Origin of the sequence: Glutamicibacter sp. NPDC087661 (assembly GCF_044743275.1) — a bacterium.
Lineage (GTDB): Bacteria > Actinomycetota > Actinomycetes > Actinomycetales > Micrococcaceae > Glutamicibacter.
This window is the reverse complement of record NZ_JBIUWE010000001.1, coordinates 108,794-133,747: the sequence shown is the minus strand read 5'-3', so window position 1 is coordinate 133,747 and position 24,954 is coordinate 108,794. Positions and strand designations below refer to the sequence as shown.

21 protein-coding genes and 1 riboswitch are annotated in these 24,954 nt (G+C 62.3%); of the genes, 8 read left to right on the top strand and 13 right to left on the bottom strand.

From position 1 onward, the window contains the following. Positions 1–10 precede the first annotated feature (10 nt). Positions 11–1,864 (bottom strand): molecular chaperone DnaK, encoded by a 1,854-nt coding sequence (gene dnaK / locus ACIOTN_RS00615; RefSeq protein ID WP_105657001.1) that lies wholly within the window; start codon positions 1,862–1,864, stop codon positions 11–13. A gap of 249 nt (positions 1,865–2,113) precedes the next feature. Between dnaK and ACIOTN_RS00610 the strand changes: the two genes are divergently transcribed. Beyond that, a complete protein-coding gene (locus ACIOTN_RS00610; RefSeq protein WP_402734691.1) occupies positions 2,114–2,332 on the top strand; it encodes a PLD nuclease N-terminal domain-containing protein in 219 nt (72 codons plus the stop codon). Positions 2,333–2,414: 82 nt separating this feature from the next. Here the strand turns inward: ACIOTN_RS00610 and ACIOTN_RS00605 are convergent, their stop codons facing one another. The 3 genes from ACIOTN_RS00605 to ACIOTN_RS00595 all read right to left on the bottom strand — a co-directional run bounded on the left by ACIOTN_RS00605 (position 2,415) and on the right by ACIOTN_RS00595 (position 7,068). Then, positions 2,415–2,888 carry a small multi-drug export protein gene (locus ACIOTN_RS00605; RefSeq protein ID WP_105657003.1) on the bottom strand — a complete coding sequence of 158 codons (474 nt, stop codon included), beginning with the start codon at positions 2,886–2,888 and terminating at the stop codon, positions 2,415–2,417. Positions 2,889–3,079: 191 nt separating this feature from the next. Next, positions 3,080–4,621: a DEAD/DEAH box helicase gene (locus tag ACIOTN_RS00600; protein WP_402734690.1), complete on the bottom strand. Its 1,542-nt coding sequence runs from the start codon at positions 4,619–4,621 to the stop codon at positions 3,080–3,082. Positions 4,622–4,926: 305 nt separating this feature from the next. Further along, on the bottom strand, positions 4,927–7,068 hold the full coding sequence (locus ACIOTN_RS00595; RefSeq protein ID WP_402734689.1) for an MMPL family transporter: 2,142 nt from the start codon (positions 7,066–7,068) through the stop codon (positions 4,927–4,929). A gap of 129 nt (positions 7,069–7,197) precedes the next feature. Between ACIOTN_RS00595 and ACIOTN_RS00590 the strand changes: the two genes are divergently transcribed. The 4 genes from ACIOTN_RS00590 (at position 7,198) to ACIOTN_RS00575 (ending at position 10,984) form a co-directional block, all read left to right on the top strand. Continuing rightward, positions 7,198–7,710 (top strand): MarR family winged helix-turn-helix transcriptional regulator, encoded by a 513-nt coding sequence (locus ACIOTN_RS00590; RefSeq protein ID WP_105657005.1) that lies wholly within the window; start codon positions 7,198–7,200, stop codon positions 7,708–7,710. Continuing rightward, entirely contained in the window at positions 7,707–8,330 is a 624-nt protein-coding gene (locus ACIOTN_RS00585) for a LysE family transporter (RefSeq protein WP_133833557.1), read from the top strand. Before ACIOTN_RS00590 ends, ACIOTN_RS00585 begins: the two co-directional genes overlap by 4 nt. Before the next feature lie 139 nt (positions 8,331–8,469). Next, positions 8,470–8,979, top strand: a complete 510-nt coding sequence (locus ACIOTN_RS00580; RefSeq protein WP_105657007.1) for a low molecular weight protein-tyrosine-phosphatase — start codon at positions 8,470–8,472, stop codon at positions 8,977–8,979. Beyond that, the gene (locus ACIOTN_RS00575) at positions 8,966–10,984 is read left to right on the top strand and encodes a chorismate-binding protein (protein ID WP_402734688.1); all 2,019 of its coding nucleotides are present in this window, start codon (positions 8,966–8,968) and stop codon (positions 10,982–10,984) included. Before ACIOTN_RS00580 ends, ACIOTN_RS00575 begins: the two co-directional genes overlap by 14 nt. 1 nt (position 10,985) lies before the next feature. Here the strand turns inward: ACIOTN_RS00575 and cls are convergent, their stop codons facing one another. Further along, a complete protein-coding gene (gene cls / locus ACIOTN_RS00570) occupies positions 10,986–12,482 on the bottom strand; it encodes a cardiolipin synthase (protein WP_286134130.1) in 1,497 nt (498 codons plus the stop codon). 166 nt (positions 12,483–12,648) lie between these two features. Between cls and ACIOTN_RS00565 the strand changes: the two genes are divergently transcribed. Continuing rightward, positions 12,649–13,524, top strand: a complete 876-nt coding sequence (locus ACIOTN_RS00565; protein ID WP_105657010.1) for an aminodeoxychorismate lyase — start codon at positions 12,649–12,651, stop codon at positions 13,522–13,524. Here ACIOTN_RS00565 and ACIOTN_RS00560 read toward each other — a convergent pair. Both ACIOTN_RS00560 and ACIOTN_RS00555 read right to left on the bottom strand, forming a co-directional pair. Next, positions 13,521–15,848, bottom strand: a complete 2,328-nt coding sequence (locus tag ACIOTN_RS00560) for an ATP-binding cassette domain-containing protein (RefSeq protein ID WP_402734687.1) — start codon at positions 15,846–15,848, stop codon at positions 13,521–13,523. The genes ACIOTN_RS00565 and ACIOTN_RS00560 overlap by 4 nt on opposite strands. Continuing rightward, entirely contained in the window at positions 15,845–16,453 is a 609-nt protein-coding gene (locus ACIOTN_RS00555; RefSeq protein WP_402734686.1) for an ECF transporter S component, read from the bottom strand. The genes ACIOTN_RS00560 and ACIOTN_RS00555 overlap by 4 nt, the downstream gene beginning before the upstream one ends. Before the next feature lie 65 nt (positions 16,454–16,518). Next, a riboswitch (TPP riboswitch) is annotated at positions 16,519–16,639 on the bottom strand. A 75-nt stretch (positions 16,640–16,714) separates the two neighbouring features. Between ACIOTN_RS00555 and ACIOTN_RS00550 the strand changes: the two genes are divergently transcribed. Beyond that, complete coding sequence (locus ACIOTN_RS00550) at positions 16,715–16,966, top strand: DUF4235 domain-containing protein (RefSeq protein WP_286134132.1); 252 nt, start codon at positions 16,715–16,717, stop codon at positions 16,964–16,966. Positions 16,967–17,022: 56 nt separating this feature from the next. Here ACIOTN_RS00550 and mnhG read toward each other — a convergent pair whose 3' ends face one another. From mnhG to ACIOTN_RS00520, 6 genes are read right to left on the bottom strand one after another with little or no spacing between them, the layout of a single operon-like run. Next, complete coding sequence (gene mnhG / locus ACIOTN_RS00545) at positions 17,023–17,427, bottom strand: monovalent cation/H(+) antiporter subunit G (protein WP_105657013.1); 405 nt, start codon at positions 17,425–17,427, stop codon at positions 17,023–17,025. Continuing rightward, positions 17,427–17,693: a monovalent cation/H+ antiporter complex subunit F gene (locus ACIOTN_RS00540; RefSeq protein WP_105657014.1), complete on the bottom strand. Its 267-nt coding sequence runs from the start codon at positions 17,691–17,693 to the stop codon at positions 17,427–17,429. Before ACIOTN_RS00540 ends, mnhG begins: the two co-directional genes overlap by 1 nt. Position 17,694: 1 nt before the next feature. Continuing rightward, complete coding sequence (locus ACIOTN_RS00535; RefSeq protein ID WP_105657015.1) at positions 17,695–18,324, bottom strand: Na+/H+ antiporter subunit E; 630 nt, start codon at positions 18,322–18,324, stop codon at positions 17,695–17,697. Positions 18,325–18,332: 8 nt separating this feature from the next. After that, on the bottom strand, positions 18,333–19,934 hold the full coding sequence (locus tag ACIOTN_RS00530) for a Na+/H+ antiporter subunit D (protein WP_105657016.1): 1,602 nt from the start codon (positions 19,932–19,934) through the stop codon (positions 18,333–18,335). Further along, positions 19,931–20,380, bottom strand: coding sequence for a Na(+)/H(+) antiporter subunit C (locus ACIOTN_RS00525; RefSeq protein WP_105657017.1), 450 nt, complete (start codon positions 20,378–20,380; stop codon positions 19,931–19,933). Before ACIOTN_RS00525 ends, ACIOTN_RS00530 begins: the two co-directional genes overlap by 4 nt. Next, positions 20,377–23,346, bottom strand: a complete 2,970-nt coding sequence (locus ACIOTN_RS00520; RefSeq protein WP_105657018.1) for a Na+/H+ antiporter subunit A — start codon at positions 23,344–23,346, stop codon at positions 20,377–20,379. The genes ACIOTN_RS00525 and ACIOTN_RS00520 overlap by 4 nt, the downstream gene beginning before the upstream one ends. Before the next feature lie 226 nt (positions 23,347–23,572). Between ACIOTN_RS00520 and ACIOTN_RS00515 the strand changes: the two genes are divergently transcribed. Continuing rightward, positions 23,573–24,895 carry an MFS transporter gene (locus tag ACIOTN_RS00515; RefSeq protein ID WP_105657019.1) on the top strand — a complete coding sequence of 441 codons (1,323 nt, stop codon included), beginning with the start codon at positions 23,573–23,575 and terminating at the stop codon, positions 24,893–24,895. The last annotated feature ends 59 nt before the right edge of the window (positions 24,896–24,954 follow it).

Genomic DNA, 24,954 nt, shown 5'->3' with positions numbered 1-24,954 from the left:
CCTAAACTCCTTACTTCTTGTCGGCTTCGTCTTCGTCGATGACCTCGGCGTCGACGATGTCTTCATCAGCGTTCGGTGCCTGCTCGCCCTCAGGAGCCTGGGCGCCCTCGGCCTGCGCGTTGGCGTAGATTGCCTCGCCCAGCTTGGTCTGCGATGCCTGCAGCTTCTCGAACGCGGCCTTGACCTCGTCGTCGTTGTCCTGCTTCTCCAGGGCAGCCTTCAGGGCGTCGACGTCAGCCTGGACCTCGGTCTTGACCTCTTCAGGCAGCTTGTCTTCGTTGTCCTTGATCAGCTTGTCTACGGAGTAGGCAGCCTGCTCAGCGGCGTTACGGGTCTCAGCGGCCTCGCGGCGTGCCTTGTCTTCTTCGGCGTGTGCTTCAGCTTCCTGGACCATGCGCTCGATGTCTTCCTTGGACAGCGAGGAACCACCGGTGATGGTCATCGACTGCTCGGTGCCGGTGCCCTTGTCCTTGGCGGATACGTGCACGATGCCGTTGGCGTCGATGTCGAAGGTGACCTCAACCTGCGGGATGCCGCGAGGAGCCGGTGCGATACCGGTCAGCTCGAAGGTGCCCAGCGCCTTGTTGTCGCGGGTGAACTCGCGCTCGCCCTGGAAGACCTGGATGGATACCGAAGGCTGGTTGTCCTCGGCGGTGGTGAAGGTCTCCGAACGCTTGGTCGGGATCGCGGTGTTGCGCTCGATCAGCTTGGTCATCACGCCGCCCTTGGTCTCGATACCCAAGGACAGTGGGGTGACGTCGATGAGCAGAACGTCCTTGCGCTCGCCCTTCAGCACGCCTGCCTGCAGCGCTGCGCCCACGGCGACAACCTCATCTGGGTTCACGCCCTTGTTCGCTTCCTTGCCGGCCAGGTCCTTGACCAGTTCGGCAACGGCTGGCATGCGGGTGGAACCGCCAACCAGGATCACGTGGGCGATGTCCGAAACCTTGACGCCTGCCTCGGCGATGACGTCGTTGAATGGCTTGCGGGTGCGCTCCAGCAGGTCCTTGGTCAGGTCCTGGAACTTGGCACGCGAGAGGTGCTCGTCCAGGTGCACTGGGCCTTCCGGGGTCACCGAGAGGTACTGCAGCGAGATGTTGGTGCTGGTAGCCGAGGACAGTTCCTTCTTGGCCTGCTCAGCAGATTCCTTCAGGCGCTGCAGCGCGATCTTGTCCTTGGACAGGTCCGCGCCCTTGGCCTTGGCCTGGGCCAGCAGCCAATCCACGATGCGCTGATCCCAGTCGTCGCCGCCCAGGCGGTTATCGCCTGCGGTAGAGCGGACCTGGATGGTCGAGAAGCCGTCGTCGTCCTTGCCGACTTCCAGCAGGGAAACGTCGAAGGTGCCGCCACCGAGGTCGAAGACCAGGATGAGCTCGTCTTCCTGGCCCTTTTCCAGGCCGTAAGCCAGCGCAGCTGCGGTTGGCTCGTTGACGATGCGCAGGACGTTCAGGCCGGCGATCTCGCCAGCTTCCTTGGTGGCCTGGCGCTCTGCGTCGTTGAAGTATGCAGGAACGGTGATCACCGCGTCGGTGACCTTCTCGCCCAGGTACGACTCAGCGTCGTTCTTCAGCTTCATCAGGGTACGAGCCGAGATTTCCTGAGCGGTGTACTTCTTCTCGTCAACGTCAATGGTCCAGTCGGTACCCATGTGACGCTTGACCGATGCGATGGTGCGGTCGATGTTGTTGACGGCCTGGCGCTTGGCGATATCGCCAACCAGGACTTCGCCGCTCTTCGAGAAAGCAACGATCGACGGGGTAGTGCGGTTGCCTTCCGCGTTTGCGATAACGGTTGGCTCACCACCTTCGAGCACGGAAACGACGGAGTTGGTGGTTCCTAGGTCGATACCTACGGCACGCGACATAATGGCTCTCCTTTGCCTTGGTTGAAAGTACTAACGCTGAGGACATTTATCCTCATTGAGCGTTCTGCACTCAAGTTTACTCAGCCGCTTTCGGCTGTCAAATCAACTTGAGCGAAGGTGACTCAACTTTGCGTTCTGCTCATTTCAACTGCGGTGGTGAGAGAATAATTCCCGTCCTGAAAAAATTTTTCATTCATCCGCTTTCAACGCGTCCAGCGGGCGGGAAAAGCGGCAGCTAGGAGCCACCTCATGGAAACGAAGCGCAAGTTCCAGGATCTGCCACCGGGCGGAAAGATCGCGGTCGCCTTTGCGGCAATTGCCGAGCTGACCTTGATGGTTGCGGCACTGCGGGATTTGTACAAGCGCCCCGCCGAACAGGTCAAGGGTCCAAAGCCGGCATGGGCAGCGGCCAGCATGGTCAATTTCCTTGGCCCCATCGCCTATTTTGCTTTTGGACGCCGCAAGTAATCCCTTGGCATTCCATAGCCACTGGAAAACAAGCCGTCCTCGGTCATTCGAGGACGGCTTGTTCGCTTTCAGCGAGTTCCGGTTAGCCCATCAGGCTAATTCCCCGGGCAGCCAGAACGCCAAACGCGGTGCCCCACAAGATAATCGAGATGATCTGCCAGATGATCACCTTCTGCTTATTAGCACCGAAGGAGACCAAGGCAGCCGAGGTCACCTGCGAAGGCAGGATGGTCTGTCCCAGAAGGCTCACCCCGGCAATGCCGTATTTATCGAAAGCTCGGCGCAGCTTCTCGAACTTGCGTTCCTTCTTCTCCGAGTCTTTGCCCTTGCGAACCTTGTTGCGCACGGCGTGGGCGCTGTTGACGAACAACAGCATGGAAATCACGTTGCCGATCACGGCGGTGGCGATGGCAGCAACCACCGGAACACCGATGACCACGCCAATGGCCGAACCAAAGTAGGACTCGATCAGCGGAATGGCAGCTAGCAAGGCAACCGCCAAGAATTGCAGTGGCTCCGGGAAGGACGCGGCGAAATTCTGCAGGGATTCAATCATGGCTGGTGCTCCTGAAGCGGTGAAGGTTAATCGGCGGCTCGTTGCTTCAATCCTATGTATCGCCTAGTCGAAACGTGATCAATCAGCGGAGCTAAACTTTTGACGCGCAATTTCCCGGGTTTAACGCAAAACTCCCCCGCATCCATTGGGATGGATGCGAGGGAGTACTCCGCAAGGATTAGTGCCAGCGCCTAGTTGCCACGACCAGCTGGGCTCGATGCGCGACGCGGGCCACGCGAACGGCCACCGGTTGCACCGCCAGCGGCATTGCGGCCGCCGGTTCGCGGTGAGCGCGAAGGGCTCGACGGGCGTTCAGCGTTGGCACCTCGTGCGCCGCGGGCTGGACGGTCGGAGTTCGCACCGCGGGCGCTGCGCGCTGGACGCTCGCCCTGGCTAGCGCCGTCACGTTCCGCACGGCGGCGTTCGCCGCCACGGCCCTGGGCTTCGGCAGCTGGCTTGGCGCCACGCGCCGGGCGCTGGCCGCGGCCACCGCGGCCGGCACCTTCACCGGCAGGCTTGCTCTTGGCAGGATTGCGCTTCTGCTGAACCGGAGCAACGTAGGCAACCGGCTCGGCAACTTCGCCGACGACCTTGGCCACAACCGGAGAATTCAGGTTGACCTTTTCGAAAGGCACCTTCAGTCCGGCCTGCTTCAGCAAAGTCGAAACGTCGCCCTGCTGATCAGGGGTGCAGATGGTCACTACAGTTCCATCCGAACCCGCACGTGCGGTACGGCCGGAGCGGTGGGTGTAGGCCTTGTGCTCTGCTGGTGGATCAACGTGGACAACCAGCTCCACACCATCAACGTGCACGCCACGAGCGGCAACGTCGGTGGCGACAAGAACCTTCGCCTCGCCTGAAGCAAAAGCAGCAAGGTTGCGGTCACGGGCATTCTGCGAGAGGTTACCGTGCAGGTCTACCGCCGGAACGCCAGCCTTGGACAGGGTGAGCGCCATCTTCTTGGCGTGGTGCTTGGTGCGCATGAACATGATGCGACGGGCAGTGCCCTGGGCTAGAACGCGGATCAGGTCCTTCTTATCATCGTTGCCGATGACGAAGACGTGGTGCTCCATGGTGTTCACAGCGGCCTTGGGTGCATCCACCGAGTGAATGGTCGGGTTGCTCAGGTAGCGCTTGACCACCTTGTCCACACCGTTGTCCAAGGTAGCGGAGAACAGCATGTGCTGGATGCCGGTTGGCATGCGGTCCATGATGCGGCGAACTACAGGCAGGAAGCCCATGTCGGCCATGTGGTCGGCTTCATCCAGCACGGAGATTTCCAGCTGGGACAGGTCCACGACCTTCTGCTTGATCAGGTCATCCAGGCGGCCCGGGCAGGCGATGACAATGTCCACGCCCTCGTTCATGGCCTTTTCCTGGCGGCTCTGGGCCACGCCACCGTAGATCACGGTGGTACGCAGGCCTGCGGCCTTTGCCAGGGGGTCAACGGTCTTGGCAATCTGGGTCGCCAGTTCACGGGTTGGAGCCATGATCAGCGCGCGTGGGAAACGGGCCTTGCGGCGCTGTGGGCGATCTGCCAGCCGAGCTACCAGGGGCAGCGAGAAGGCCAAAGTCTTGCCGGAGCCGGTCTGGCCGCGGCCCAGGACGTCGCCGCCGGCCAAGGTCGACGGCAAGGTGGCTTCCTGGATCGGGAAAGCGGCTTCGATCCCGCTGGCAACAAGGACTTTCGACAGGTATTCGGGCACGCCGAGGGCGCTAAAAGTTACGGACATATTCAAACTTTCTCTCTGATTCGCACGCCTGCTTCAGGCGTTGGGTTTCGCCGAGCCAGGAGGAAGTCCGCAACATGCAAGGCCAAGGAAGGCCTGCTGCCAAAAGTGGACCGGCGGAGGTTTTCCGGGCGATTCACAGGAGGGAAATCTAAACTGTCGACGCATGCGCCACAGAATTTTCCGGTGACGCACAAGTATCCATACTACAGTGCGAAAGCGGGGCCCGTCTGTGAGCGGCTCCGCTTTGCACTGCCGCCCCGGGAGACGTTCACCACTAGGGCTCCCGGGACAGGCCGCCGCGCTGCCTAGTTCAGCTCGAATTCCTTCTTCGCCAATTTCGAGGGCCACCAGACCTTTGGTCCGATTTCTTCGACCAGCGCCGGCACCAGCAGGCTTCGCACGACGAAGGTATCCAAGAGCACCCCGAAGGCCACGATGAAGCCCAACTGGCCCAGGAACATGATTGGCACCACACCCAGTGCGGCGAAGGTAGCGGCAAGCACCACGCCGGCGGAGGTAATCACGCCGCCGGTGACCTTCAAGCCCACCCGCATGCCCTCACGGGTTCCGCGCTTCAAGGATTCCTCGCGCACACGGGTCATCAAGAAGATGTTGTAGTCAACGCCCAGCGCCACCAGGAAGACAAAGCCGAACAGCGGTACGGATGGATCGGCACCCACGTAGCCGAAGACATTGTTGAAGACCAGCGCACTGACACCCATCGCCGTGCCGTAGGACAGCACGGTGGTCAGGATCAGCAGCACCGGAGCCAGAATGGAACGCAGCAGCAGCATCAAGATCAGCAAAATGGCCAGGAGGGTAATCGGAATGATCTTGAACAGATCCGCGATGGCCGTCTCGTTGGTATCGAGCTGGGTCGCAGTGGTGCCGCCGACCAGCGCGTCGGCGTCGACCGCATGCAGCTGCTCGCGCAGCTCGACCACGGTCTGCTTGGCGGCATCCGAGTCCGCTGCATCGGCCAGCGTCACCGACATCAGGTTGCGGCCTTCGACGCTCATTGGCTCGGCCCCGCGGGCGGCCATGGCCGGTCCGCCGTCTTCAGCCTGCAAGTAGGCCGAATCCACGCCGGAGACATCAAGGGCCTTTTCCAGGGCCGTCTGCGCTTCGGCTTCATCGACAATCACCGTGGCCGGGGATCCCGTGCCGCCAGGGAAGTGCTCGCCCAGGGCGATCTGCCCGTCACGCGACTCCGAACCGCCTACCACCAGCTCGCTCTGCGGCACGCCATGGGCCTTGAGCTGGGTCATGCCCAGCGCTCCCACGGCGAGCACCAGAGCGGTGATGATCCAGATCGGGCGCGGATGGCTGGCAACGAACCGCGCAATGCGGCCCCACAGGCCTTCCTTCTCCTGGCCTTGGGCGTCCACGGCCACCGGCTTGGGCGGGAAGGGCCAGTAAGCGGCCCGTCCCAGCAAGCCGAGCACCGCCGGCAGGAACGTCAACGCGGCAACGATCGAGAAGATGATGCCCGAGGCGCCAATGGGTCCCAGTGCCTTATTGGAGTTCAGATCGGAGAACAGCAGGCACAGCAGGCCCACCGTCACGGTGCCGCCCGAAGCGACAATCGGTTCCAGCGAGCCTTTCCATGCGGAAGCCACGGCCTGCCACTTGTCCTGCCCGGCCATGAGCGCTTCCTTGTGCCTGGCCACGAACAGCAGCGAGTAGTCGGTAGCCGCGCCGATGACCAGGATGGACAAGATGCCCTGGGCCTGGCCGTCGAGCCGGATCCAGCCTTCGGATGCCATGAAGTACACCGCGACAATTGCCGCGCACAGCGCGACGACCGAGGTGAGCAGCACCGTGAAGGGAAGCAGGATCGAACGGTAGACCAGCAGCAGGATCACCAGCACAGCTGCCAGGGCCACGCCCAGCAGCACGCCGTCGATGCCGCCGAAGGCCTCGACCAGGTCGGCGCTGAAGCCTGCCGGCCCGGTGACGTAGGCGGTGGTGCCCTCGGGCTTCTCGGCGGCCAGGAGCGCCCGCAGCTCTTCGACTCCGGTATCGGCCTCCACCTCGCCGGAGACCGGAACGATGAATTCAGCGGCCTTGCCGTCCTCGGAGAGGAAGGGCCCGGTGATCTGCCCGTCCAGATGCGTGAAGTCCTTCAGCGCCTCGCCGACCCCTCCAGCAGTTTCCTTGCTGACCTCGCCATCGCTGGTGAGCAGGACCACCGCTGGGATTGCTTCGGTGGAGCGGAATTTGTTCTGCCATTCCAGGGCTTCGGTTGCTTCGGCGGTGGCCGGGAGGAAGGAGGTCTGGTCGTTGGTCTGGACCTCGGAAAGCTTGCCGAAGGTCGGGCCGCCGATTCCGGCTACACCCAGCCAGAGGATGATCAGCAGGGCGTAGATTCCTGCCCTGATGCCGATACCCTTCTTGTCCAATCGCTTCTTGCCCGATGGCTGGTCGGTTTTCGCTACATGCGCCACTGATCCGTCCTCACTCGTGATTGCTGGCGGTGGATCAAAGGGCGATCCGAATGCCATACTACAAGACTTACTTCCATCGTAGAAATACTTCCCAGGCTATTAAATGCTTTTCCGACTAGGATTGCGCCTATGAGCGCAAGAGAACAGCACAATTTGGTCATGCTCCTGCAGGAATTCGGCCAAGCCTCGGACCGCTACGTTGAGTCCACCGGAGCACTTTACGCAACGCACCGCACGGATATGAATGCGCTGTCAATCATCATGAAATACGAGCAGCGCAGCCTTCTGCCTTCCCCGCGCGACCTGAGCCGCGACCTGCAACTGAGTTCTCCGGCTACCACCGCCATGCTCGACCGCCTGGAAAAACTGGGAATGATCGAGCGCCAGCGCTCGGACCGGGATCGCCGTGTCATCCGCATCGCCATGACACCCAAAGCCCGCGGCAAGGGCATGGAAATGTTCATGCCGCTAGGTGCCAAAATGCGGGAAGTGATCAGCCACTACGACGAGCAGCAGCTGCAGGTCATAGCCCGCTTCATGGCAGAAGCCGTCGCCGGCGTGGACAGCGCGCGCGAAGAAGTCGTAACACAGCGAGCAACGAAACCAGCCAAGAGCGCGACGGACACTAGCCTTAAGCAGTGACCCTTTCACTCTGGATATCCCTTCTCAGCGCCTGCATCGTCATCAGCTTCACCCCCGGGGCCGGAGCCATCAATACGATGAGCAATTCGATGCGCCAAGGCTGGCGCGCTTCCATTTGGGGCGTGCTCGGGCAGCAGATCGCCTTGCTGATCCACGTGGTGATCGTTGCCGCCGGAGTCGGGCTGCTCGTGGCCAGCTCGCCGTTGCTATTCGCCATCATCCGCTACGCAGGCGCTGCCTATCTGGTGTACCTCGGTATCCGCATGCTGCTCTCCAAGCCGGAGGTCGCCTCCGACGGAACTAGCACCGGGCATCGCCTGACCCGCTGGTCCATGCTCAACCGGGGCATCCTGGTCAACCTGCTCAATCCGAAGGCCATCGTCTTCTTCCTGGCTTTCACCCCGCAGTTCATCCGCACCGATCAGCCGCTCCTGGCCCAATACGCCATCTTCATCGGCACGGTCATCGTGGTGGACATCGCGGTGATGTTCTTCTTCTTTGCCGGCACGGCCCGCACCTTCCAGCGCTTCACCGCGACCTACCGCGGCGCCAAGCTGCTGAACATCCTCTTCGGCGTACTGTTCATCCTGGTCGCCGCGCTCCTGCTGCTCATGCACTAGCATTTTCGCCCCGCTCTTGCCGCAGAACTCCTAGCCGTGAACCGATTCCCGGGCCAATTTCCGAATCGTTGCCGATTTGTTGCCGGGAAACGGGCGCGTAGCTATCGATCGAATCGCCTTGTGCCCATAGACTGATGCCATGTTCCGGATAATGATCGTGTGCACGGGAAATATTTGCCGTTCGCCTATGGCCGAGTACATGCTCAAGAATGCGCTCAAGGATGCCGAGGTCTCGCAGGTCGAGGTCATATCGCGAGCCATCACCGATGGTGAAGTCGGCAAGCGCATCGATGAGCGTGCTGCCAGTACTCTGCGCAGCCATGGACTTGATGCATCTGAGCACATTGCCGCCCAGATCGACTCGGACGAAATCGCCAAGATGGATCTCGTACTGGCGATGGACACCGACCACTTCGAGGAACTCGTTCCCGAATTGGCCGAAATCGATCCGAGCGAACGTCCGCAACTGCGGATGTTCCGTTCCTTTGATCCGGGAACCGCGAGCTCCCCGCACGACCAGCAGGGCATCTATGACCCCTGGTACGGTGATGCCGGAGACTTCCGCGAGACCTGGAAACTCATTTCTGCTTCCCTGCCTGCCCTTGTAGATTACGTGCGGAGTAACATCGCCTCTCGTGGAAACCGCTAGACCAACGCTGATTGCCATTGACGGGCGTTCCGGATCCGGCAAAAGCACCTTTGCAACAGACCTAGCGAAATACCTGGAAGCCACCGCCTCCGTAGCTATTTTGCGCCTTGAAGAGCTCTACCACGGTTGGGACGGGCTGCACCGGTCCTTCGATCTCTACCACCGGATCCTGCCTCAGCTCGCAGCAGGCAACACGATCACCTACCCCACCTGGGATTGGGCCGCGGGTGCCCTTGGCGCATCCAAGAACTTCACTCCGGCCGAGGTAGTGATCATCGAAGGCGTAGGAGCGATCCATTCCGACGCCCGAGAATTCCTCGATATCGGGATCTGGCTGGAAGCACCCGAAAGCTTCCGCCGCGACCGGGCGCTGGCACGCGATGGACAGGCCTACCGTCCGTACTGGCAGATGTGGGCCGAACAAGAGGAACGGTACCTGCTGGCCCATCAGCCGCACGCCGCAGCAACCCTGATCATTGATGCCGCTGGCGACCACGACCCCATCGAGATCTGGGCGCGTTCCTGCCGCTACCTGCCGGCCATGATGCGCCAGCTTTGCCTCCGCTCCAACCAGTCCCCCACTGCCCCAACCTTCCGCCAGAGCTACGAGGCGCCAGCCGATACGGCGTCACTCTTCGAGGAACTGGCCCGGTCCCTTCCGCATGCCGCACTACTGGAATCAACAAGCCATAAGCTCAGCGACCCGTTGGGACGCAACCGCTATTCGTTGATCGCGCTTTCGGCGGCAGAACAGCCCCCGGTACTGAGCGCCACCAGCCACGGCACCACCGTCAGCTTGCCCGGAGCGCAAGTACGGCTGGGCGAGGATTTCTTCCGCGCGCTGGCAGGCCTCTGGCCTGCCGGAACCACCGCTAAAGTCGGCTACCCGCTGCCGGCATGGGTGGGGTACCTCGGTTATGAGCTCAAGCGCGAGCTCGGCGCCGCGGATCTGCAGGCAGTGGTTGAACCCGGGCGGGTGCGCCCCGATGCCCAGTTCTTTGCGCCGGATACCGTGGTGGTCATTGACCATCAAGAAGGCCAGATGCATCTGCACAGCATTAGCGAACCGGCAGCAGCGCTGAGCATCCGGTTGGGCAATCCTCCAGAACTGCGCGCCCACCACCCGTTGCCTATCCCGCAGTTCAGCTGCGCGGATACCGAAGCCGGCTACAAGCAGAAGATACGCCAGGCCCAACGCGAGATCTATGAAGGCAACACCTACGAAGTTTGCCTGACTACCGAACTGACGGCCCATGCCGAACTGTTCGATCCGTTCGAGGCCTACTGCCGGATGCGCCGCTCCAGCCCTGCACCGTTTGCCCACTACCTGCGTTTCACTGATCTGCAAATCGCCAGCATTTCACCGGAACGGTTCCTCGCGCTGTCCAAGGACGGGCAGTTGCGGGCCGAGCCGATCAAGGGCACCCGGCCGCGTGGCGAAAATGAAGAATCAGATCTCGCGTTGAAGCATGATCTGGCCACCCATCCCAAGGACCGGGCCGAGAACATCATGATCGTTGACCTGTTGCGCAACGACCTGTCGCACCATGCGGTTCCCGGGTCGGTGAAGGTTGCCCGGCTGTGCGCGGTGGAAACCTACGCGACAGTGCACCAGATGGTCTCCACCATCGACGCCACGCTATCCTCCCCGCAGCTGGCCGCCGAAGCCCTGCGCGAAGCTTTCCCGCCGGGCTCCATGACCGGTGCACCGAAGCTGTCCACGATGAGCATCTTGGATGAGCTCGAAGAGCACCGTGCCCGCGGCCTGTACTCCGGGGCCGTGGGGTATCTGGGTGCTGATGGTGCCGCCGATTTCTCCGTGGTGATCCGAACCCTGGTGTGCGACCGGCTAGCTGACCAGTCATGGCGGTTGAGCCTGGGCCTTGGCGGGGCAATCACCGCTGATTCGGTGCCCGCTGAAGAGTGGGACGAGGTCATCACCAAATCCCGTGGCGTGCTTCAAGCGCTGGGCGCCAGCTTCCCGCAAGACACTCAAGCCAACTGAATTATTGCAAGGTGGCCGTCAAGCGAGCCACGTTGTCGATCCAGCGTTGCATGCGAGGACGGCGGCGCCACTGCGAGAGGGTGATTTCCGAGGAAATCCCGCGGTAGTGGTTCTGCACCTGATTAACCGCATCGACCATTTCCTTGCCCAGCAGCATCACGGAAATTTCCATGTTCAGGCTGAATGAGCGCATGTCCATATTCGAGGATCCCACCACGGCCACGTCGTTATCCACGGTGAAGCACTTGGTATGCAGCACCATCGGTGCCGGGTAGCGGTGAATGCGCACGCCGGCTTCCAGCAGCTGCTGGTAGTAGGACTGCTGCGCGTGGTGCACCAGGAACTGGTCGCCCTCTTCGCAAACATACAATTCCACTTCTACTCCGCGCTGGGCGGCAGTGGTGATGGCATAGAGCAGCGAATCGTCGGGAACGAAGTAGGGGCTGGTGATTTCCAGGCGTTCGGAGGCAGAATAGATCAGCGTATTGAACAGCCTGAGGTTGTTCTCGGTACCGTATCCGGGGCCGCTGGGCAGCAGCTGCGCCAGGGTGGAACCGGGACGTTCCTCATAGGCCAGCGGGTGGCGGGCCTCGGCCATGTCCATCAGCACTTCCTGGTCGTCGTCCTCCTGCCACCAGTCGGTAGCGAAAGTGACGTCGAGGCTGCGCACCAGCGGACCTTCGACCCGGAGCATCATTTCAACCCATTCGCGGCCCACCTTATGCGAGGACTCGCGCTTGTAGCCGGGTTCAATCAGGTTCTGGCTTCCGGTGAAGGCCACCTCGCCATCAACAACGAGGATCTTGCGGTGGTTGCGCAGATCCGGGCGGCGCCAACGACGGCCAATCAGGTCGATGGGCAGCATCGGGCGCCAGTTGATACCGGATTTCTTCAGCCGCTTCTTGAAATCCTTGTAGCCCTTGACGCGCAAGGTTCCCAGGTGGTCGAAGAGCAACCGGACGTGCACGCCGCGCTCCGCGGCCGCTTCCAGCGCATCGAGTACCGGTCCAACATAATCCGGGTCATCGCCCATGATGTAGAACTGGATGTGCACATAGCGGGTGGCGTTATCGATTTCCTTGCGCATGGCATCGAGCGAAGCCCGGTAATCGGAAATGACCTCTACCTGGTTGCCGCCTTCCAGCGGCATGGCACCAAGATTGCGGTTGAGCATGACTGCCGATTCGACCCATTCCTCCTGGGAATGGAATTCTTCGGGCAGCTGCATGTGGCTCGTGGCCTTCATGATTTCATCGTGCGCACGCCGCTGCTTTTCCAAGCGGCGGCGCGACAGGTGCGGATTGGCGAAAAGCCAGTATGCGACAAGTCCCACAACGGGCAGGAAGAAGATAGCCAATAGCCATGCCATGGCGGTGGTGGGGCGCCGGTTGCCCGGAACGATGCCGATCATGAAGTAGCGAACCGCTAGCTCTATTGCGACCAGCACGCTCCAGAGAACGCCGCCAATCTGCAAGAAGACTTCATTACTTGGCCACACTCGGGCACCCCCTTGGCTACACCCCGCGAATTCGGCATTATCGGCCTCTGATCTGCGATGTACAGGCCAAAATCCTTCGCTTAGCTTATCGAACATTGCCGGACTTGTCTGAATCTCCGCCTGCAGAAATCGCGCAGAAGACGCTGGGGTTCGATAATCTGTCTTTATGAGCTCACTTGTATTCTTGGATCCGGCCTATCCGGCTGGTCGTCTTGCAGACATCACTGCACCGCAACTTCTGGTCACAGCACAGGGAGTCACGCGAGGTGATGGCATCTTTGAATCGATGCTCTACACCAACCAGGCCGTACGCAAATTCGAAGCGCACCTGGCACGCTTGGCGACCTCGGCTGAAGTTGCCGACTTGGCCATTCCCGATGCGCGCAGCTGGTTTGCCGCGGTAGATACCGCTGTGGCCGATTTCGATGCCACCGGCGGCGCTGAAGAAGCGGTGGTCAAGCTGGTCGCCGCGCGCGGCGAGCACGACAATGATCCTGCCATTTGCTGGGTCACCGTGACCCCTGCCCCGGCTTTGGGCAGGGAACAGCGTGAAACCGGTGTGGATGTCCTGATGCTGGATCGCGGCTACGACTCGAAGCTGGCCGAACGTGCGCCATGGCTCATGATGGGCGCCAAGACCCTTTCCTATTCGATCAACATGGCCGCCCTGCGCTACGCGCACAAGCACGGCGCCCATGATGTCATTTTCACCTCCGCCGACGGGATCATCCTGGAAGCTCCGACCTCGACCGTGCTGGTAGCCCAGCGCGATGGCGAGACCAAGCGGCTGCTGACCCCGATGCTTGAAACCGGCATCCTGCCAGGCACCACGCAAAGCGCCATTTTCGACGCCGCGGCCCAGGATGGCTGGGAGCTGGGCTACGGCCCGTTGCGCCCGGAAGACCTGTACCAGGCCGATGGCGTGTGGCTGGTTTCCTCCATCCGCCTGCTGACCCCGGTGCGCACCATCGATGCCAAGCCGTTGCGCCTGGACGCTGAGCTCCATGAAGAGCTCAGCGCCCTGAGCGAAGCAATCCGCTAGGACCACACCAAGTTGTAGGTCCCTGCCAGCACGGCCGCAGCCATTGCGGCCGTGCCAAACAGGATCCCCGTGGCCAGCACCATGCCATCACGCCAGGTGAAGGTGGCCGTGCGAATCCATGTGCGCTTGGCCGTGCCAAACCCCTTGGCCTCCATCGTGGTGGCCAACCGTCCGGCGCGGCGAATCGCTTGCACCAGCAAGGCCAGCACCTGGCCGAGGGTTGCCTTGATGCGTTGGCCCACGGTGCCGAAGTTCCCGACACCGCGAGCGCGCCGGGCCAGCGTGAGCGTGGTGAATTCTTCCACCATCAACCCGAGTAGGCGCATGCCGGCCAAGGCCCCGAGCACAAACCGGTGGGGTACCTTCAGCTGCTGAGACAGCGCCCCGCCCAAATCGCTTGGATTCGTGGTGGCCAGCAGCAAGATGCACGGGATGGCCAGCGCGAAAGCGCGCAGTCCGGTGGCAATGCCCCCGGCCACCGATCCCTCGGTGATGCTGAAGGCGCCGAATTGGGCGTAGACCATGCCGCTATCCTGGCCCACCAAGGCGATGCCCCACGCCGCAAGGATTCCGGCAATCAGCAGTGGCCACGCGCGCTTGAGGAATTTCAGCGGGCTCAGCCCTGCCAGGGGGAAGAACACCACGGTCGCCACGATCACCACCAGCGCCGAAACCCAATCCAAGGTGGTGATCAACGGCAGTGTTGCCGCAGCCACCGCACCGAGCTTGGCCAGCGGATTGATCTTCGCCAACCAGCTATGCCCTACCGGCGCATCAAGCACCGGCCCCTGTCGCGGGGTACCAGCTTCCGGGGTGCCGGCAGTGAGCACCAGGTCCCTTGCTTTGAGCACCGAGGCAAAGTGATCGTCGTGGGTCACAGCAATGATCGCGGTGCCCTGCTGCAATTCCTCAACCAGCAGCCCGGCCAGTTCCCTCCACGTATTCGCATCCTGCCCGAAGGTCGGTTCGTCGAGGATCAGCACCTGGGGGGATGCGGCCAGAACAGTGGCCACGGACAAGCGCCGCTTCTCGCCCCCGGAGAGAGTGAACGGGTTCGCGTCTGCCAAATGCGCCAGGCCCAAGCGTTCCAGCAACGCGTCCACGCGCGCTTGGACCTGGGCCGGCTCGTATTTCGGCGCATCGGCGCTGCTGGCCTGCGCGCGGCTGGGAGCGAAAGCCAGCTCTTCCCGAACGCTCTGGGTCACGAATTGGTGTTCGGGTTCCTGGAACACCGAACCGATCCGCCCAATCAATGCACCGGCCTTCCAGGCAAACGGGGAGTTGCCCAGACCGTCGGCCAGTTGCGCGGTGGCCGCCAACCCGCCGTCGGCCGGGACGAGCAATCCGCCCAAGGTCAAGGCCAGCGTCGACTTTCCAGCGCCATTCTCGCCGCGAATCACCGTCGCGGTGCCCGCTTGCACATTCACGTCCACCGCTTGGGTGCGCGGTGCCGTGGCGGTGCGGGCGGATACCAGCTGCTGCGCTTCCAGCAGCGTGGCACCGGCACCGTTCGTTGCCCGGGCCACCTGCGGGAAGTAGCCTGGAATCCACAGCCCGGCAGTAGCCAGCTCCTCGCGCACCGTTTCATCGGTGTACAGCTGCTGCGGGTCCAGATCGTGCGCGACTCCCCCACCGGGCTGCAGCACGATAACCCGGTCCACATGCTGCGCCCAGGCTTCAATCCGGTGTTCCACGACGACCAGCGTGGCACCGGAAAGCCGGGCGGCGTTCAGCACCGCATCGCGCAAGAGCTCAATGCTCTGCGGGTCCACATTGGCAGTCGGTTCATCGAGCAGCATGACGCTGGGTTCCATGGCCAGAATGCCGGCCAAGGCCAACCGCTGTTTCTGTCCGCCGGAAAGTTGCTGGGTGCGGTGCTCGAAGGACAGCGCACCCAGACCCACAGCGTCCAGCACTTCGGGGATCCGCTGGCGGATCAGTTCGGGATCCATTCCGAGGTTCTCGGCGCCAAAGGCCACGTCATCGGCGACCCTGCTTTGCACTACCTGGGTTTCCGGGTCTTGCTGCATCAAGCCCACCGGGTGGCTCCGGATGAAGGCATCGCTGCCATCTATGAGCAGCCGGCCAGCGACCTGATCGTCCTCATCCGCTTCCAGCAACCCGGCCATCGCGTGCAGCAAGGTTGACTTGCCGGCGCCCGATGGACCGACCAGCAGCACCTTCTCACCGGCGTGGATCACAAGGTCCAGTCCCGAGATGGCAGGATTCTTCCTCTCGGAGTGCTGCCAGCCGAACCCCGTTGCGGTGATGGCGGCACCGCGCTGTGTCAGCGAGGCTGCGCCGGAATTGGCAAAGGAACTCATTTTGCGCTTTCCAGGTGCGCACGCCGGCTCGGCAGGGCGCTCAATGCACCGGTCTTCGCCAGTCCACGCGTGGCCAACCAGGACAGCAGCCCTGCGACGACTACGCCGGAAATGCCGGTGGCGATCACGTGGAAGATCTTCATTCCGGCGGTGTACTCAACGTAGTAGGCCAGGATGTAGGCCTCGGAAATGCCGGCGAACAAGCCGGCGAACAAGCCTGCCAGCAGCGCCACGCCCAGGTTCCACTTGCGGTAGCGGAATGCTGCGAAGACCAGCTCTGCACCCAGGCCCTGGACCAGGCCGGACATCAGTACGGTCAAGCCGTAGTGCGAGCCGAGCAGCGCTTCAACCACAGCGGCCAGCAGCTCGCAGTAGATTGCGGCGCCTGGCTTGCGGATGATCAGTGCGCCGAGCACCGCCGGGAAGAGCCACATGCCGGTGAGCAACGCGGTGGCTGGCGGGAAAGCCGCAAAGGCGAGCGAGAACAGGCCATAGCCGGCACTCCACGCCCAGAAAATGACCCCTGAAGCGACGGCGATCACCGAGGCGACGACGATATCAACTACACGCCAGCCGGTCCGCTGCTTCGAAACTGTTTCGTTCATTGCTGGTCCTCCTGTGGAAAGGAGGGGAGATGGACGGAATGAGGGCATACTGCCGCGCCTATCCGCATCCGAGATGCTCGACTTCCTTCGCCGGTACTAGCCGGGGCAGGTTCGAGGGTCTGCGATCTATCGCACTCTCAGCGTCTTGCGACTTTTTAAAAGTCTGACGCTCCCCTGTCGGAATAATTACTGCTCCCCCACCATACCGCAGGTATGCTGGGCAGAGGAACGATATGTCAAGAGCTTGATCGCGAGGAAAAAATGGATAAAGTGCAGAAACTTGCCACTACCGGTATCACCGTTGGCGCTGGCATGCTCGGCGGCAAGCTGGTTGATTTCCTTTGGTTGAAGGCAACCGGCAGCAAAGCACCACGCAAGGGCACTGAGGAAGCAGCGGAAGCTTCTTTCCGCCGTGCCTTAGGCTTCGCAGTCGTTTCGGCCCTGGTCGCAGCAATCCTGCAGACGGTGGCTGACCGCAGCGCCAACAAGGTTGTTGCCAAGTTCACCAAGTAAGCTTCGGCGTTGAGCCAAAAGCGGGAGCCGCCCAGAGGGGCGGCTCCCGCTTTTTCTCAATCTTGTTCGTCTGGCGATCCGGTCTTGGAAACCGGGGTGGTTCCGGTCGGCGGTGTTCCGTTGACCTTGTTGACCACGTGGCTCAGCTCATCGGAGAACAGGGTTTCCTTGGCAGCGTGCTTGGTCCGGTAGCCGGAACGGCCAATCATGTGGGCCGAAACCGGTGCGGTCAATAGCTGCATTCCCCAGGCCAGCACGAGTACCGGGACCACAGCCCAGCTGCGCAGGTAAATGGCCAGTCCAGCGAAAATCAGCAGGAAGCCGAGTACCTGCGGTTTGGTCGCTGCATGCATGCGGGTGAGCATGTCCGGGAAGGTCAGCAAGCCGATACCTGCGATCAATGACATCAGGCAGCCAAGGATCAGCAGGACGGCAACGAGGACATCGAGGAAGATTTCCATTAGGCGTTCCTCTGATCCGAAACGAAGCGCGAGACGGTCACCGAACCGATGAACCCGAGCATGCAGGCGGCCACGACGAACAGCAAGTAGTCGGTGTGCTTGTGCAGCACCATTTCCAGGCACAGCGCGGCGGAGATGATCAGCAGCATCACGTCCAGGGCCAGCACCCGGTCAAGGATTGACGGCCCCTTGGCAACACGGACCAGGCAGGCGACAGCACCGAGCCCGAGCATGATGCCGCAGATCCAAATGACGATATCCAGCATGTTACCCCTTCCTCGCATCAAAGTTCGGTCCGCATTCGCTCTTGATCGCTTCGTACTCGTCTCGGCTGCCAATAGCCATGATCAGCCGGCGTTCGATGTCCCGGATGCCGGCACGCGCCTTCTCCACGTCCGCAGGCGACTCGATGTCGATGTAGTGCAGGTACAGCGTCGACGAGCTGCGGTCCACGTCGATCACGAAGGAGCCCGGGATCAGCGTGAGCACGTGTCCCACAGTCATCACGATCAGGTCCGAGTCGGTGCGCAGCGGGACCGCAATGACCGCGCTGCGGGTGCGCTTCCCGCGGACCAGCGCCAGCCAGGCCACATGGACGCTGGCCGCGAAGACCTGTCCGAGGAACCAGATGAACAGCTTCAGGCAGTACCAGGCATTGATCCGGCCCGAAAGGACCACCGGCGGCAGCGGGAACAGGTTCACGATCAGCAGCGCGATGATCACGCCGAAGACCATGTTCCCCAGGGAGAAGTCCTGCCAGAGAGCACCCCAGACAAAGAGCAGCAGCAGAAGCAGCGGCCATTCCTGCTTGAGTGTCGCGCGGTGGCGCACACCGGAGGTATCCAGCGCATCGTCAATGCGCTGGTCACGCGGTTCAAAGTTCTTGTTCGGCATCATCCCTCCAATCAGAATGGCAAGATCGAGCTGATATACGGTTCGCGGGCGATCAGTTCCGCAGCCACCCGCTCGCAGAATTCGAAGATCGGCCCGGCAAAGACGGTCAGGGCGATGCCCGCAAGCACCAGCGAACCGGTGGCGTAGCGCATGCCCCACGGCAAGGAGTCGGCTTCCAGCTGCTTGGCCAGTTTCAACCCCAAGCGGGGGTTCTGCGCGCCGCCGGCCAACGTCTCGTCGGCGACCTGCGTCGCTTCGGCCACCAGATCCTGGTTGGGCACCTCGGCATCAGCAGCACGGCGCCAGAACACACGGGCCCACACGCGGATGATCGCCATCAAGGTCAGCAGGCTGGTCAGCAATCCGGCGCCGATCACGACCCAGGTCAGCGGATCGGCATCCTGCGCGGCCGCATGCAATAGCCCGAATTTGCCCAGGAATCCGGAGAACGGCGGGATGCCGCCCAGATTGATGGCCGGGATGAAGAAGAGCAGGGCCAATGCCGGGGAGAGCTTGGCCAGCGAGCCGAGCCGGGTGACATTCGAGCTACCGGCACGGCGTTCGATCAGTCCCGCCACCATGAACAGCGAAGTCTGCACGATGATGTGGTGGCCCACGTAGTAGATGGTCGCGGCGATGGCCAGCGGCCCGCCCACGGCCACGCCGAAGATAAGGTAGCCGATGTGGCTGGTGAGCGTGAAGGAAAGCATGCGCTTGAAGTCCGTCTGCGCCAGCGCACCGAGGATACCGATGACCATGGTCAGCGCGGCCACCACCAGCAGTCCGGCGTTGACCGAGCCGCCCGGGAAGAGCAGGGTTTCGGTGCGGACGATCGCGTAGACGCCCACCTTGGTCAGCAACCCGGCGAACACGGCGGTCACCGGGGCCGGTGCGGTCGGGTAGGAGTCCGGCAGCCACAGGGACAGCGGGAAGACCGCGGCCTTGATGCCGAAAGCGATCAGCAACAGCACATGCAAGATCAGCTGCGGGCCCTGGCCCAGCTCGGGCAGCTTCACCGCAAGGTCAGCCATGTTCACCGTGCCGGTGGCCGCATAGGTCATCGCGATGGCCATCAGGAAGATCACCGAGGAAACCACGGAAACCACCACATAGGTGGTACCGGCGCGGATGCGCTCGGCGGTACCGCCCAAGGTCAGCAGCACGTAGCTGGCGGTGAGCAGGATTTCGAATCCGACGTACAGGTTGAAAAGGTCAGCGGCCAGGAAGGCGTTGGACACTCCGGCTAGCAGGATCAGGTACGCCGGGTGGAATATCGACACCGGTCCGGGCTCGTCCCCGTCGGCCAGGCCCTGGCTGGTGGCGAAGAGCAGCACAGCCAGCGAGACGACGGTGGAGACCAGCAGCATGAAGGCGCTGAACCCGTCGACCATCAGGGCGATGCCGAAGGGCGACTCCCAGCCGCCAATATGGATGGCATAGCTTTCCCCGCCCCATACGGCGGCGAGCATTCCCGCTTCGAGCACCAGGGTCAGGCACAGGATGCCGATGGTGATCAGGCGCTGCAGGCGGACCTGGCGGCGGGCCAGGAAGGCTGCCCCGGCGCCGAAGATCGGCAGCACCACGGCCAAAGGGGCTAGATCCAGGAAATTCACTCTTCCCCCTCGCGCACTGGGCGTCCTTCTTCATCGACGAATTCGGTCGTATCCTCGGCCACTGGCGAGTCTTCTTCCTCGTCGTAGGCGGTCTTCTGGGACACCTTGATATCTTCGGTGTCATCGGTGAGCTCATCAGCGCTGGTCAGGGTCCAGGACCGGTAGATCATCGCCAGCAGGAAGGCGGTCACCGCGAAGGTGATCACAATGGCGGTGAGGATCAGGGCCTGCGGCAGCGGGTCCGAGTACGAGTCGGCCGCCGCATCCGGCTTGAACAACGGCGCCGCGCCCTTGCGCCCGCCGCTGGTGAGGATCAGCAGGTTGATGCCGTTGCCCAACAGCATGATGCCCAGCAGCACCCGGGTCAGGGTGCGTTCGAGCACCAGGTAGAAGCCGGCCGCCAGCAGCACGCCGGTGACTACGAGGAAAGTGATGTTCACGCTCATCGGCCAACTCCAGTCCGGGAGGCCTGGATCTCGTCGTGGCGCTCCACCGGGCTGCGGCCCTCGGAGAGCGAATCAATCTCACTGCCCAAAGAACGCAGCACGTCCTGCACGAGGCCAAGGACCACCAGATACACTCCAATGTCGAAAATCGTTGAGGAAACGAACTTGTGCTCGCCGAAGAACCAGAATTCCAGGGCATAGGTGGTGAAGATGCCATCACCCAGCAGCAGCGGCACGATGCCCGCCAATCCGGCCAGCGCTATGCCGCCGCCGATCAGCATGCCCGGAGCGATGCGCATCGACTCGGAAAGTTCCACGCGGCCGCCGGCCAGGTAGCGGATGGTCAGCGCCAAGCCGGCGATCAGCCCGCCAGCGAAGCCGCCGCCCGGGGTATTGTGCCCGGTCAGCAGCGTGTACACCGACATGATCAGCACCGTGTGGAAAATCAGCCGGGTGACCACTTCAAAGATGATCGAGCGGCGCTCGGCGACCAGGGTGCTGCCAGCCATCAACCAGTCCTGGTTGGAGCTGGAGGCAAAGCGGCGGGCAATGCGCAGCTCGGTTTCCTTGGAGTCCTTGCTGCCCATGGCTTCGGAACCCGCGTCGATGCTGCCCGGTGCCACCTGGTGGGCCCGCACCCGGTTGCCGAAGCTGCGCCCGGCGAAGATCAGCGAAGCCACACCGGTGGCAGCCGCTGCCAGCACGGTGATCTCGCCGAAGGTATCCCACACGCGCAGGTCCACCAGGGCCACGTTGACGATGTTCTTGCCGTAGCCCTCGTAATAGGCCAGATCCGGCCAAGCCAGGGAAATGCGGGCCTCGTTGCGGGCGGCCATCATCGCGATGGCAATGTAGACGACCATCACGGCCAAGGCGATCGACAGGATGGCCCGGCCCCACTTGATCCGGGTCAGGCCCACCCACAGTCGCTTGGGCAGGGCGCGCAAGGCGAGCACGAAGGAAACCAGCACGATGGTTTCCACCAGCAGCTGGGTCAGCGCCAGGTCCGGGGCACCTTGCAGGGCGAAGATCGCGACCATGCCGTAGCCGGTCACCGAAACCATCAGCACCGCCATGAAACGCTTCGGCGCGGTAATGGAGACCACCGCACCGGCGATGATCACCGCACCGATCAGCAGCTGGGCCGGGTGGTCGGCGATGATCCAGTTCGTTGGCCACGGCGTGTAGACGGTCAGCGCGATGGCCAGCGGAATCACCAGCACCACGACCAGGATGACGCCCAGGTAGAAGGAGAGCGAACCACGCTGGGTGCGACCGGTGATCCAGATGGCCACCTTGTCCAGCACGTTCACCGACATGCGGTAGATTTCCTCGGCCGAGGTGACCATGCGGCGCAGCGGTGCGCCGGTGTCGGTTCGGTGACGCAGCCAGAAGAAGCACAGGCCCAGGCCCACCGAAATGGCGCTCAGCCCCAGTGCCGCGTTGAAGCCGGCAAATGGCAGCAGGTGCATTTTGCCCGGTCCGCCCTGCGCGGCCGACCAGTGGATGGCCAGCGGCTCCACCAGCTGCGGGTACAGGCCCAGGAACAGCGTCGCCGCCGAAAGAACCAGCAAGGGCGCCAGGAAGATCAGTGTCGGGGCCTTGCACTGCAATGCAGGCAACTTCTTTTTCTTCACGCCGAAAGCCCCGAAGAAGAAGCGCAGCGAGTAGGCCATGGTCAGCGCCGCACCCATCAGGATGCCGACGAGCGCGGCCATCCCCCAGCCGGTTTCCAGGTGCAGGGCCGATTCGTAGACCGCTTCCTTGGCAACGAAGCCGAACAGCAGCGGCACGCCGGCCATGGACGCCGCGGCGATGCCGGTGGTCGTGGCCAGGATCGGCATGGCACGGCGCAAGCCGCTGAGCTTGCGGATATCGCGGGTACCGGTGTTGTGGTCGATGATGCCCACGCTCAGGAACAGCGTCGCCTTGAACAGGCCGTGGGCCAGCGTCATGGCCAGTGCGGCAAAAGCCGCTTCGGGGGTGCCGAAGCCGAAGACCGCGATGATGAAGCCCAGCTGGGAGACGGTGCCGAAGGCCAGGATCAGCTTCAGGTCGTATTGCTTGAGCGCCCGGTAGCCGCCGATGAGCATGGTGAGAATACCGATGCCTACGGTCATGGGGACCCACAGGGTGGTCTCGGCGAAGCCCGGGGCCAGTCGGGCGATCAGGTAGACGCCGGCCTTGACCATGGCTGCCGCGTGCAGGTACGCGGACACCGGAGTCGGAGCGGCCATCGCGCCGGGCAGCCAGAAGTGGAAAGGCACCAGAGCCGATTTGGAGATCGCCCCGACAATAATCAGCGCCACCGCAACATCGGTGAAGGCCCCCAAGGCCACCAGTTCATCGGCCGATGCCATGATCTCCGAGAGCTGGTAGCTGCCGGCCGCCGCGCCGAGCATCAAGATGCCGGCGAGCATCACCAGTCCGCCAAGGGTCGTGATGATCAGGGCGTTCATGGCTGAACGGCGCGCGGTGATCAGGGCCTGGCTGAAACCGATGAGCAGGTAGGAAAGCACGCTGGTGATTTCCCAGAAGATGAACATGATGATGATGTCATCGGCCGTGACCAAGCCGGTCATGGCTCCGGCGAAAGCGACCATCTTCGCCGCGAAGCTGCCGATCTGCGGATCATCATTCTTGAAATAGCGGGCGCAATAGAACAGCACCAGCGCGCCCACGCCGAGGATCAGGAGCAAGATTGTCGCGGCCAAAGAATCCATGCGGAAATTCAGGGCGATATTCAGCCCGGGAATCCATTCCATTTGAACCGATGGCGGCGCATTTGGCGCACCATTGGCCAGGGAATTATCGGCAGAAAGCACCGCCGGCATGCGGGTCAGCAACCAGATGAATCCCACTGCGGGCACGGCCGCCACAACGTAAAAACCGTTTCGTTTCAAGGCCCGGAATATTAATGGGCATAAAACAGCGGTGGCAAACAGCGCAGTGAGAATTATTAGCACGCTTTTCCTCTGTCGGCTGGTGGTGGGCAGAGTATCCAGAGCACTTCGAAAAGCGCCTGCATCTGTAATTTTATCAGCCGTGGCCTGCCTGCAATCGCACGAATGTGCCCTTTAAGGAATATTCCCTGCATTTTCCGCGACCAGCTGATTTTCCAAGCTAGCCGCTATTCTCCAAAAGGTCGTTCCTATTCATCGCCTGATTACCTGTTGCAGGTACGATGCCAGCATGGGAATCAATCAGGTCGAACCGTCGGCGATTCGTGAAAAGTGGCTTAATAAGTACACCTGGGCGTGGGCCAGCTGGGATTGGGGACAAGCCGCGATCAACGCTGTCATGATCACTTTCGTGTTCACCGTCTATCTCACCAGCGAGCTATTCGGCGACACCGACCATGCGTCGCTGGTCCTCTCGCAGGCACTGGCCATCGGCGGACTGGCCATCGCCCTGCTGGTGCCCGTCACCGGGCTTCGCGCCGATGTTGCCGGGCGGCGCAAGCTGTGGATCGTGGTCAACACCCTGGTTCTCGTCGCCATCTGCGCGGCCTGCTTCTTCGTCTACCCCGACCCTTCCTACCTCTGGTTCGGCGCGATCCTCGTCGCGGCCATGTCGGTCTTCGGCGAATTCGCCGGCGTGAACTACAACGCGGTGCTGAACCAGATTTCCACCAAGGCAACGGTCGGCAAGGTCTCCGGTTTCGGCTGGGGCATGGGCTACGTCGGCGGAATCCTCGCCCTCGCCCTGGTGCTCTTCCTGTTCGTGCAGCCAATCGTGGACTGGCCAGGTGCCAGCACCGAAGAATCGTTGAACTTGCGCTGGGTGGCAGTGTTCTCTGCCGCTTGGTGCTTGCTCTTCGCGCTGCCGCTGTTCTTCGTCATCCCCGAAGCGCCACCGAGCACCTCGAAGAAAATCCCGCTGATGCTTACCTACAAGGTCCTGTTCAACAACATCAGGGAACTGTGGCGCAGCGACCGCAACCTGCTCTTCTTCCTCTGCTCCTCCGCCGTCTTCCGCGACGGGCTGGCCGCCATCTTCACCTTCGGCGGCGTCATTGCCGCGGGCACCTTCGGTTTCGAACTGACCGAAGTGATCATCTTCGCGATCGTCGGCAACGTCGTTGCGGCCCTTGGCGCGGTGCTTGGCGGCCGCATCGATGACGTGGCAGGCCCAAAGGCGGTCATTGTCGGTTCGCTGATCGGCCTGCTGGTTGCCGGCGCCGGAGTCTTCTTCTCCCCCGAAGCCGCGGGCTTCTGGATCTTCGGCCTGCTGCTGTGCTTGTTCGTCGGACCGGCACAGGCAGCTTCCCGCTCCTACCTCTCGCGCTTGATTCCCGAAGGACGCGAAGGAGAGCTCTTCGGGTTGTACGCGACCACCGGTCGCGCCGTGTCCTTCCTGGCACCGGCGTTGTTTGCCGGAGCCATCGCCATCGCTACCCCGCTGGTGGCATCCGGCCAAGCCCAGCGTTACGGCATCCTGGGCATCCTGGTGGTCTTGGCGCTCGGCCTGCTCCTGCTCCTGCCAATCCGGTCGCCCAAGAAGGTCACCGCGTAGCTTCCAGCCGCAAACGGCGCTGGCCCCCAACAAATGTTGGGGGCCAGCGCCGTTTGCGG